Source organism: Edaphobacter aggregans DSM 19364 (assembly GCF_000745965.1).
Classification (GTDB): domain Bacteria; phylum Acidobacteriota; class Terriglobia; order Terriglobales; family Acidobacteriaceae; genus Edaphobacter; species Edaphobacter aggregans.
This window is the reverse complement of record NZ_JQKI01000166.1, coordinates 1-10,262: the sequence shown is the minus strand read 5'-3', so window position 1 is coordinate 10,262 and position 10,262 is coordinate 1. Positions and strand designations below refer to the sequence as shown.

General features: G+C 53.7%; 11 protein-coding genes and 2 pseudogenes. 4 read left to right on the top strand and 9 right to left on the bottom strand.

The window, feature by feature from the left end:
- Positions 1-2,543, bottom strand: a 2,543-nt coding sequence (locus tag Q363_RS27860) for a PAS domain-containing protein (RefSeq protein WP_035357185.1), incomplete at its 3' end; no start/stop codon positions are given.
- A 297-nt stretch (positions 2,544-2,840) separates the two neighbouring features.
- Here Q363_RS27860 and Q363_RS41400 point away from each other — a divergent pair.
- Positions 2,841-3,254: a helix-turn-helix domain-containing protein gene (locus tag Q363_RS41400; protein ID WP_157467716.1), complete on the top strand. Its 414-nt coding sequence runs from the start codon at positions 2,841-2,843 to the stop codon at positions 3,252-3,254.
- Positions 3,255-3,272: 18 nt separating this feature from the next.
- On the opposite strand, the pseudogene Q363_RS27850 reads toward Q363_RS41400, so the two are convergent.
- The 7 genes and pseudogenes from Q363_RS27850 to Q363_RS42360 form a co-directional block, all read right to left on the bottom strand.
- Positions 3,273-4,284, bottom strand: a pseudogene (locus Q363_RS27850) (IS3 family transposase); the annotation flags it as partial.
- A 104-nt stretch (positions 4,285-4,388) separates the two neighbouring features.
- Positions 4,389-5,375, bottom strand: a complete 987-nt coding sequence (locus tag Q363_RS27840; RefSeq protein ID WP_157467714.1) for a hypothetical protein — start codon at positions 5,373-5,375, stop codon at positions 4,389-4,391.
- Positions 5,376-5,537: 162 nt separating this feature from the next.
- A complete protein-coding gene (locus Q363_RS41395) occupies positions 5,538-5,798 on the bottom strand; it encodes a hypothetical protein (protein WP_157467712.1) in 261 nt (86 codons plus the stop codon).
- A gap of 133 nt (positions 5,799-5,931) precedes the next feature.
- Positions 5,932-6,342, bottom strand: coding sequence for a response regulator transcription factor (locus Q363_RS27835; RefSeq protein WP_035357178.1), 411 nt, complete (start codon positions 6,340-6,342; stop codon positions 5,932-5,934).
- An 81-nt stretch (positions 6,343-6,423) separates the two neighbouring features.
- The gene (locus Q363_RS27830; RefSeq protein WP_035357176.1) at positions 6,424-7,035 is read right to left on the bottom strand and encodes a response regulator transcription factor; all 612 of its coding nucleotides are present in this window, start codon (positions 7,033-7,035) and stop codon (positions 6,424-6,426) included.
- Positions 7,032-8,057, bottom strand: a complete 1,026-nt coding sequence (locus Q363_RS27825; protein WP_169747163.1) for a sensor histidine kinase — start codon at positions 8,055-8,057, stop codon at positions 7,032-7,034. Before Q363_RS27825 ends, Q363_RS27830 begins: the two co-directional genes overlap by 4 nt.
- Before the next feature lie 610 nt (positions 8,058-8,667).
- The gene (locus tag Q363_RS42360) at positions 8,668-8,910 is read right to left on the bottom strand and encodes an ATP-binding protein (protein ID WP_169747162.1); all 243 of its coding nucleotides are present in this window, start codon (positions 8,908-8,910) and stop codon (positions 8,668-8,670) included.
- Here Q363_RS42360 and Q363_RS44880 point away from each other — a divergent pair.
- Genes Q363_RS44880 through Q363_RS27810 form a run of 3 tightly spaced genes read left to right on the top strand, consistent with a single transcriptional unit; the run spans position 8,882 to position 9,967 of the window.
- Positions 8,882-9,142: a response regulator transcription factor gene (locus Q363_RS44880; RefSeq protein ID WP_342667467.1), complete on the top strand. Its 261-nt coding sequence runs from the start codon at positions 8,882-8,884 to the stop codon at positions 9,140-9,142. The two genes, Q363_RS42360 and Q363_RS44880, sit on opposite strands and share 29 nt — an antisense overlap.
- Positions 9,069-9,548: a response regulator transcription factor gene (locus Q363_RS44875; protein ID WP_281176092.1), complete on the top strand. Its 480-nt coding sequence runs from the start codon at positions 9,069-9,071 to the stop codon at positions 9,546-9,548. The genes Q363_RS44880 and Q363_RS44875 overlap by 74 nt, the downstream gene beginning before the upstream one ends.
- Positions 9,549-9,577: 29 nt before the next feature.
- Positions 9,578-9,967, top strand: coding sequence for a response regulator (locus Q363_RS27810; protein WP_035357173.1), 390 nt, complete (start codon positions 9,578-9,580; stop codon positions 9,965-9,967).
- An 88-nt stretch (positions 9,968-10,055) separates the two neighbouring features.
- On the opposite strand, the pseudogene Q363_RS44870 reads toward Q363_RS27810, so the two are convergent.
- A pseudogene (locus Q363_RS44870) lies at positions 10,056-10,262 on the bottom strand (IS701 family transposase); the annotation flags it as partial.

Genomic DNA, 10,262 nt, shown 5'->3' with positions numbered 1-10,262 from the left:
CCGTGGGCTTCGACGATAGATCTTGAGACGGCCAGGCCAATGCCCATGCCCTTTTCCTTGGTTGTCATAAAGGCATCGAATATCTTTTCGGTATCTTCGAGTCCCGTGCCATTATCGATGACCTGGACAATGACCTCGTGCTCCTGTGTAACAAAGGCTCTCAGCAGAATCTTGGCTGTATTTGCACTCCCGTCGGTCGCTTCAATCGCATTCGAAATTAGGTTGATAAATACCTGCTGGGTTTGAATACGGTCGACACAAATTGGCGGCAGGCTACCTTCGATGGACCAGTCAATTCGAACCTCGCGCTTGTTGGGGTCTTCATGGACGAAACGTAAGGACTCTCGAATGATGTCCAGAACACTCTCGTCACTCTTCTCGTATGGTTCGCTCTTAAAAAGAGCGCGAATGCGCTGCATGGTCTCATCAGCTGAGCGAATATCTCTCAATATTCGCTCAATGGAGGCGTTTGTTTCGGTTAGATCGGGCGGATTGGCTGCCAACCAACGCTTGGCGGCTTGAGCATTTCCATGCACAGCCATAAGCGGCTGGTTGAGTTCATGAGCGATCGATGCTGATAACTCAGCTACGGTTGCGATTTTCGACGCTGTGCTGAGCTTGATGCGCGTATCCCGAAGGTGGTCTTCTGCTCGTTTCCGCTCATCGATGTCAACCGAGAGGCCATACCACTGAATGATCTTACCCTGGGGATCACGCAAAGGTTCGCCCATCGTGTGATGCCACCTGTACTCTCCATCTGCGCGTCGTAAGCGGTGTATTGCGCTGTATGACTCTCCAGTTTCGATTACCCGGAAGAATGCCTTCGAGGACTCCTCTCGATCATCAGGATGAATAAAGCTCACCCACCCGCGATTAACGAATTCTTCTAAGGGAGCCCCATAATATTCAAGGAGTCTTTTAGAGAGATGAGTTGGTTCTCCGGTCGGTGAGGTTGACCAGAGCAGTGAAGGAATTGTTTCGATAATGCCAAGCAGCTGATGCTCTCTCGTTTGAAGAGCGTGTTCAGTCTCCTTCAATGAATTGACGTCGAAGAGAATCCCGTACCATTTAACGATCTTCCCTTCGTCATCACGGAGAGGGAGACTGCGATTCAGAAACCAGTGATAGGTCCCATCCGCACGCCGGCAACGTAGCTCCTGCTCAACAGGTTCACCTGAGGCCAATCCCGCCTGCCAGTTTGCCAATACTCGATCGACGTCGTCGGGATGGATCACACCCGCCCAGCCCCATCCCATCGCCTCTTCTCTGGTCTGGCCGGAGTAGTCCAACCAACTCTGGCTTAGAAAATCAACTGTTCCGTTAGCCAAAGAGGTCCCCACGTAGGCGGGCATTATGTCAATGATCGTTCGCAGCTCACGTTCGCTACACCGGATCTTTTCTTCCGCCCGCTCTGCTTCGGTTACGTCGATCACCGCCCCGACGAATTCGTTGCCGTCAGAATTGTCCAAGGGCCTGACGATAACGCGCAGAAATTTAATACGTCCATCGGCAAAGAGCAGACGATGTCGGTAGTTAACTGAGATGCCGTTGGCTGTCCGCTCTGCCATCTCCGACACAAGGCTCCGATCGTCTGGATGAACGGAGTCTAGGATCGCTTCCATCTGTACCTTGGTTGCCGGGTCCCATTCGTGGATGCGATACATTTCATCTGACAAAAGGAGCTCTCCGGTCGCTGGCTTCCAGCTGAAGTAACCAGTTTGGCTGAGCCTCAACGCTTCAGTTAGGTACGCTTGGCGCCGATTCAGTTCCTGCGTTAGCAACTCGTGCTCTGTAACATCGACGCCTACGCCAATTCGCTTCAGACTGCCCGTTTCAGAGGCTGCCGACCCAACACAACGGACGTATCGGAGTTGGCCGTTAGGACGTACGATGCGTTTCGTGACGTCAAACCCGCAAGGTTCCACAAGCATTTGATCCATGAGCGAAGCCATGAACTCACGATCTTCGGGGTGGACGAGCGCTAAATATGCTTCGGAGGTTGGAGCCTCCGGAGTGGGTTCAAGGCCGTAGATCTGAAAAAGTTCAGGCGACCAGTGATCAAACCCTTTCGCCGGGTCAAAGGACCAACTGCCCATTTGCCCTAAACGCTGCGCTTCAGCCAAGAAGTACTTATTTGTTTGCAGTTCTTCAACATTTTTCCGAAGGCTCCCCTGCGCTTGTTTACGGCTCTCAATATCAACGCTCGTGCCATGCCACCCTATGATCATCCCATCCGCGTCGTGCTGAGCTGTTTTCTGATGCAGCATCCAGCGAAATTCACCGTCAGCCCGACGTACTCTAGCTTCTGCCTCTAATGGATTGCCCGTGGCGATTGATTCTCGCCACTTCTCGAGGAGCACTCCGATATCGTCCGGATGAACGCAGGAGGTCCATTTCCACCCGTAGAGTTCTTCCACCGGCTTTCCAACAAATTCGCACCAGGTGCGATTGAAGAAATCGAAGTAGCCGTCTGGCGTCGCTGTGTGGATGAGCGCAGGGGATGAATCGAGAATCTGCCGAAGACGCAGAGTCTGATCATCCACCGAAGGGCGCCGGTCCGAGCTCATGTTCGTATGGTACAATTTTCGGTCGTCGGCAGGACCCCGGCCCCAAGAGGCGGTTAGACACCTTATCTATAGGGCATCGTGCACATCGCCCAATTGTCAGATTTACTCTCAATTGGAAGAGGCCCCTTTCGTATCCATAGCCGTGTCCACTGGAGTGATACGAATGCCGCTCTACACCGCAATCAGTCAAGAGGGTATCCGGCGCTAATACGGAGTGAGTTACGTCTGCCTCGCCGTCGACGCGGTCAGTGCAGCACCCAGACTTCCCGTGAGTTGATCGAAGCCATCACTGTCCTTGCACGCATTTCATCGGACGACATCATAGCCAGCGTTTTGAACCGCAACGGCCATCTCACAGGACGCGGCAACCGCTGGACACGCGAGAGAGTAACCGCCTTGCGCAGCCATCATCGTATCCCCTGCTATAAGCCCGATGAACAGCCTCCCTGGATCAACCTGACCGATGCCGCCGCATATCTCGATATCAGCCCTCGTACGCTGCGACTGGCCATCGATCGCGGCGAAATCCCCGCCGATCATCCCTTCGCAGACGGTCCCTGGGTAATCAGCCGAGACATCTTGGAGAGCGAGACCGCTCAGACTCTCGCACGCCGTGCGCAAGTTCGACCGCGTAAACCCGCAGTACTGCTTTCCGAAAAGCACCTGAACCTGTTTTCAAGCACATAGCGAGGTGGGGCAGTATGAAACCACGTTGTAGTGGACGCGCCAACGCTCGGCCAGCACACGAAGTTCCTTGATGGAGTAGAAGATCTCAGGGTTGAGGAACTCATCCCGGAGCTTGGAGTTGAAACTCTCGCAGTAGCCGTTCTCCCATGGAGAGCCGGGTTCGATGTACAGTGTTTTTGCGCCCGTGTCTGCAAGCCATTTGCGCAGGTCTTTCGCGACGAACTCGGGGCCGTGGTCCGAGCGTATGTGTTCCGGAACTCCTTTCCACACCATGACGTCGGCCAGCGCAGCGATGACCTTAGCCGAGGACCAGCGTCGATCGGCGCGGATCATCAGGCACTCCCGCGTATGCTCGTCGATCAGGTTCAGGATGCGCACACTGCGGCCATCGTGCGTTCGCGCGCTGACGAAGTCATAGCTCCACACATGGTTCGCATGCATGGGCCTGAGCCGTACACACGATCCATCGTTGAGCCACAAGCGGCCTCTCGGCTTCTGTCTCTTCGGTACCTTCAGCCCTTCACGACGCCAGATGCGTTCGACTCGATCCTTGCCGACCTGCCAACCAGATCGTTGCAGCAGCGCCGTGATCCGACGATACCCATAGCGGCCATACTGGCTGGCCAGCGTAACGATGGCCTGAGTCAGAGCATCTTCATCTTCACGCTGTGTCGGACGGTAGCGCTGCGTGCCTCTGGGCTGCCCCAACAGAAGGCACGCATGCCGCTCGCTCACCCCACGCTCACACGCGTGACTGACCGCACTGCGCCGCCGTTCCGGGCTTAGAAGTTTTCCGAGGCGATGTCCTTCAACACCAGCTTGTCCAGGCTTAGCTCAGCCACCAACCGCTTCAGCTTCGCATTCTCCTGCTCAAGTTCCTTGAGCCGCTTTGCCTGGTCCACCTGCATCCCGCCATACTCCTTGCGCCAGCGAAATACGTCTGCTCTACGATCTCGGCTTCCTTACACGCCTGCGCTGTCGTCTTCCCGTTTGCGATCGCGACTTCGATCTGTCGCAGCAGATTCACCACCTGCTCCGCCTGGTACCCGCTTGCCTCGTGCCATACGCTCTCCTTGTTCCAGTGTGTCTCTTTTTCACTGGTACATTTCAAGCCGGGCACTCCAGAGCGTATCCTCACTCGGAGAGGGAACACTGACATGACGGACAAGGCTCCGCTCGTTGTGATCGTATGGTCGGCCGGATGCGGCTTACGAGCGACGAGGCAATTCGCCCAGAGACCGTGGAAAGATCTTGCAGATCTGGCTCCGTTTCGATCCGTTCAGACCAGATCTGAAATCCGTCTGCAGCGTTGACGACCCGTGACGTAATACGCAGCAGGTTATTGTCCTCGCGCACGGTCCCTTCAAAGACGATCTGAACATCAAGTTTTCGGGCCAGAGAAGGAACGTCAAGAGCTTGCGCGACCAGTGGCGCCACTGAACTTGCGGCGGTCACGAGCAGCCCATCCGTGCGTACTAATTCGTGAATCAATTCATCGGTGATCAATTCGGCGCAAACACCAGACAAGGCGCTGTGGGACGCGTCAAAAAAAGGCACGACGGCTATACGGATTCCCCGTCCTCCAGTGAAAAGCGCGCCCGGAGCGGCACCTGTCGCAGTGCCGTTGGGACCATGGCTGCGTCGGGCCCGAAAGGCGGGCACATACCTGCCAGGCCGATAGTAGATTAAAACTGGATCGTTCGTGCCCAACGATTCATAGTATTCCTTCAATTTACTTCGCAGCCTGCGAGCTTCGCTGCGCACAATCGAGTCTTCACTGGGCCGATAGGAAGTCCGGCGGTCGTACACCTCCGTGCCGATTAGATACTCCTTGAGCATCTCCCCTTCGCCCGCCATGGTTTTGTTAATAGTGAACTGAAGAAATCGGCCCAGTCGGTCAGATTGAACAAATATCGAACTCTCCAGAATTCGAGAGAGCTCATCACGAATCGCGTCTTCGGAGATCGTCTCATTGCTCTCGGGTTCGCTCGCAAAGAAGCCTTTTTCTATCACATCTGGATCAGCGAGGCCGTTTCGAACTCCAGAGTAGCGAACCGGAGGTCTGAATACCGCTGTCACTCCATCCGAATCACGGCTCTCCCGGTAATCTGCATCAAGCATCTTCGCTCCCCTAGCTTCGCTTTGTTCGTTCTTCGGACGTATTTCTATCTGCTGTCTCTCTTGTGACCCATTCACGAATATAGGCTGGACAGTTTCTAAGTCCGACTCCGTTTGACTCGCGCACTGCCAGAAGTTTTATGGCTTCCCGGTCCACGATTTTGGTTATGCCTGAGCTGTTGGCAGGCTAGAAAAGCAACCAAACTCACGCCGGAGCAGATGCTCTATGTCGTGAGCCGAGATGGAATAGATCGGAGTTCCTACCCTGCAATGCACAATCGCGCGATTGCCGAACTGCAGCACAGTGCAAGCCCGCTGATGCAGGTTGGTTGCAGTGGGATGAACCCATTCGGCTACAGCCAGGCCGGGAACGACCCTGCCCTGTGGGCGGAAACCGTAATGGATCAGGACATCTTCAATGCTCATGGACTACCCTCAGATTGAAATGATGAAGGCGGGAGTGGCTGTCCACTGGTGTTCGCATCATCACGACCGGGCTCACTAGAAAGAGCAGGAGCGCCAGGACGACAAAGGTGCAAGGACGTGAGAGGGGGCCAATTTAATAATCCACATCGGAAGCCTCCGAGGTTCGACCCTGCCTTACCGCAGCATCTACAGTGTTGAGGAGTTCCTCTCCATCAAATGGCTTGTAAAAAAATGCGACTGCTCCCTGATAGAGCGTATTTCGGCGCACCTCATCGTCGTGATCGGCTGTAACGAAAATGATAGGCAATGTCGGAAGAGCGGCTGTCATTCGCCGCTGTAACTCACAACCATCAATGCCCGGCATTCGTACATCGGTGATCAGGCAGCGGATTGACGTGAGTCCGCCATACTGGAGCGCTTCTTCGGCGGAATGAAACGAAATATGTGCTATTCCAGCAGAGTCGAAAAGCTGTTCTAGAGACTCTCGCACTCGTGGGTCGTCGTCCACTACCGCCACGATGTGATCTTGTTTATCGGCTGCCAACGGCACTGCTCCTGTACTGACAGTCCGATAGTAGGAGAACTGTTGTTAGCTGCCAATTATCGTTTTGTATGAGAGGGCGGCTTAAGGAATACCTAATTTCGCAGCCTTCCTTACAAGATCCGCGAGAGACTGTGCTTCCATCTTCTTCATAATCTGTCCCCTATGGATCCGAATGGTGATCTCACTGGTTCCAAGCTCCCATGCCGTCTGTTTATTCAGCAGACCAGAGACAACAAAGGGAAGGACCTCGCGTTCCCTTGGTGTAAGCGATGCATATCGCTTCTTGATTGCATTAAGCTCGGTGTTCTTCAACCGAATCTCTCCATCAATACGAATGGCTGAGTCGATTGCGCGGAGAAGATCTTCTTGTTCGAATGGCTTGGATAAAAATTCTGTCGCTCCAGCCTTCATAGCCTTTACGGTGGCGGGAATATCACCATGACCTGTTAGAAAGACAATGGGTGGACCACCAGCATCGGCAAGCTGCTTTTGCAATTCGAGGCCGTTCATTCCGGGAAGATCGAGGTCAAGAACCAAACAGGCTGAGACGTCGGGTCTCTGGAATGCCAGGTATTCTGCGGCACTGCTTAATGTCATGACATCATATCCAACAGAAGATAACAGTGCCAACAAAGCTTCTCGGATTCGGCTGTCATCGTCCACTACATAGACAATCGATCGATCGGAACTCATTCCGCTTCCGCTCCCTCTTTGGAGCTCGGAATCGCAAACGTGAAGACTGTACCAGCCACTGGTCCGGGTGACCCCCACAGGCGCCCCTCGTGGGCCTCTATGATCGATTTGCAGATTGAAAGCCCCATCCCCATGCCGTCTTCCTTTGTTGTGAAGAACGTTTCAAAGACTTTGTCGAAGTTCGCGATTCCAACTCCCTGATCACTGATCTCGGTCAGGACCATACCCTCTTGTTCTCTCGAGCGAATTGCGAGTGCCTTCGGTCTATCCGTGACGGTTTGCATGGAATCCATAGCATTCAAGACCAGATTCATCAGGACCTGTTGGAGTTGGATGCGATCGCCGATGACTGTGGGGAGGTCTTTGGGCAGGTTAACCTCAACCATGACTTTCTCTTTTTCTACTCTTCCGCGAAGAAGCGAGGCAACTTCAATCACAATATGTCGTAAATCGACGGGTTCCTTCTTTGGTGGCGATCTGCGGAACAGCGTCCTGAGCCCTTTGATAATCTCTCCGGCGTCCTTACCATCTCGCACGATACGCTCGACCGCCCCTTTCGCATGTGCAAGATTTGGAGGATCGACTGCGAGCCAGCGTATGCAAGCTTGTCCATTTGCAACCATTGCGCTTAGAGGCTGACTAATCTCGTGAATGACGGACGCAGAGAACTGCGACATGGTGGCTGTCTGCGTAGCCTGGGCGAGTTTTGCTTGCGTCTGGCGAAGTGATTCCTCAGCACGGCGTCTAGCTGCAATCAACGCGGTCGCGAGAACCATGGCGGCGATGAAGACCACTAGCCGTAGAAAAGATTCGCGGGAGTGAAGAAAGTGAAACCGGGGAAGAAGAAAAAAGAAATCAAAGAGGATAGATGAAATGAGGATAGTAACGTATCCGGGACCACGGCCTCCATAGAGGCTGCTAACCATAGCGGCCAGTAGGAAACAGGAAGAGGGAGCATTAAGTTCCCAAGCTATGGGCAGTGCGATCGCACATGCCAGGACCGCAAGCAGATAGGTTTTCAATCGACCGTAATCCTCACGCATCGAATCGTCTTGTTGGGCTCGGTCTGAGTTTGTCGATCATTCAGTTGAGAATATGCTTTCAAGTACGCCATCAATTCAAATTGATTTTGCCGCTATGCACTATACCACTGCCGATTAGAACCGTTTTAGTTAGAGGGGTGGCGTTTTGGTTGGGGATAGTCGGATGATTTAGGCTATCAACCAATGCTTTCCTGTGACTTTCAGAGGATCGTGGAGATCGATTTTGTGATGCGATCAAACGTACGTATGCCTCCGTGGGCGCATGCAATAGCGCGTTGATATGACAGCCGCGGCATATGGAAAATCTAGGCAGCGTGATTAGTACCGGGACGAAAGGCTTCTCTACCTTCTTCAGCAGCTCGTCCAGCCTAGCTTCGATGCGCTAACGCTTGCCTCTCTATCAGAGATATTCATATCGGTCATCGCCCTGTCGAACACAGATGACTGATGGTACTGAGCTGTCTGAAACGATGGAATTACATCTTCATGTAGGGTTGCCTCGTCAATGAGGGGGTTCAGCCCGCATTCATCAGGCCATTTACATTTCGAAGCTATTACGCAGCTGGGGACACTGGAGCGCAGTGCTGGCTTAGCGAGGAAGCGAAAAGCTGAAGCGAGCGCCGCCTTCGTCTCGATTGGCGGCAACGAGAGCGCCAACATGTGCGGGGATGATCGATTGGCAGATTGCAAGGCCGTTGTCGTAACCGTGTACTTTCAGCAAACGGATTGCCGCAAAAAGATGTCCGGCTCCTTCGCGCAATAGAATAAGAAACGCCTGCCCACCAAGGCGGAGGAGGTCATTCATGGGATCGCCGAACGAAATGGTGTACATCGTTGAAGATGATCCGACGGTGTGCGATGCACTTTCATCGTTGCTGCGGGCAAGCGGTAAGAACGTTCGAATGTTTTCTTCGGGAGCGGAATTCCTGAGCTTTGAGCGAAGGGGCGCGGGCGCATGCCTTATCCTCGACCTCAGAATGCCCGGAATGAATGGCCTGGAGGGTTCAGAAACTCATTTCGAATCAAGCATCAATTCCAGTTATCTTCATTACCGGACGGGGTGACGTTCCCTCCACTGTGAGGGCGATGAAAGGTGGTGCGGTGGACTTTCTCACCAAGCCCATTGATGACACTGTGCTCCTCGCCGCCATCGAACACGCCCTTGAGAAAGACAGAATTGCAAGATGCGAAGCGCTTGAACACGCGGATCTCCTTGCGCGCTACCGTTCGCTAACGCCTAGAGAACGGGAAGTCCTGCCACTTCTAGTTGGGGGTCTGTTGAACAAGCAGGCTGCATGGGAGCTGGGGATCACGGAGTACACGGTTCAAATACACCGCGGGAATATCATGCGTAAGATGAAGGCGGATTCCTTTGCAAGGTTAGTCAAGCTAGCGGGAAAGCTCAATCTTGAACAATCCACGGCAATTAACAGGAATGTGTACGGTGGGTTTAGCAGTCCGTTCTTGTAGAGTTCAGTAGAGGACTGGAGGGATTTGAGATGGGCGTACTTGCTCGCGCGATCGCGGTGATCGACGACGACGACCGTGTCCTCGAATCGCTTCAGAACCTTCTTGCATCATGCGGCTATAAGGCGGAGACTTACTCATCTGCCGAACTTTTCCTCACGTCGGGTGCGCTCTCTCGCACCAGTTGCATTATCACAGATGTCGAGATGAGGCGGATGAGCGGCTTAGGACTCCTTCAGCATGTCAGAAGCATGCAGTCTGATGTCCCTGTGATCATTATCACAGGCAAGCCATCCGAGAACACAGAAACCTTCTATCTGGACAGAGGTGCGAACGGCTTCTTTAGGAAGCCCATCGATGGGGATGCACTTTTGGCTCTGATAAACAATCTGTGCTGCGACGCTAGTACTACTGTGTTATAAACGTAGATGCAGACAACAGGGACATCTGGGCAGAGAGCGTGCAAGGTGGGTTGCGATCTGTCGGCGCAGGGTGGTAATGGATTGAGGATTATGCCGTTCTGTGCGGACGGGCAGCGCCTCTGGGCGTGTAGTCGGATCGCACGCGGGGTATGTGAATCTGGATGTGGGCTGCTTTGATTGGCCACGAGTTGCTTGAGGGGGGAAAAAGGCACCGCTCCAGAACCAGGAAGCTATAGGCAGCGATCGATAGAGTTGCATGATGATGAAACCCGCGCCAGTTCCGGCCTTCGAAATG

Coding starts and splice junctions, on each gene's coding strand:
- Q363_RS27840 (WP_157467714.1), bottom strand. CDS start 5,375: ATGCTTGATGCAGATTACCGGGAGAGCCGTGATTCGGATGGAGTGACA.
- Q363_RS41395 (WP_157467712.1), bottom strand. CDS start 5,798: ATGAGCATTGAAGATGTCCTGATCCATTACGGTTTCCGCCCACAGGGC.
- Q363_RS27830 (WP_035357176.1), bottom strand. CDS start 7,035: ATGAGTTCCGATCGATCGATTGTCTATGTAGTGGACGATGACAGCCGA.
- Q363_RS44880 (WP_342667467.1), top strand. CDS start 8,882: ATGGGATCGCCGAACGAAATGGTGTACATCGTTGAAGATGATCCGACG.
- Q363_RS42360 (WP_169747162.1), bottom strand. CDS start 8,910: ATGTACACCATTTCGTTCGGCGATCCCATGAATGACCTCCTCCGCCTT.
- Q363_RS44875 (WP_281176092.1), top strand. CDS start 9,069: ATGGCCTGGAGGGTTCAGAAACTCATTTCGAATCAAGCATCAATTCCA.
- Q363_RS27810 (WP_035357173.1), top strand. CDS start 9,578: ATGGGCGTACTTGCTCGCGCGATCGCGGTGATCGACGACGACGACCGT.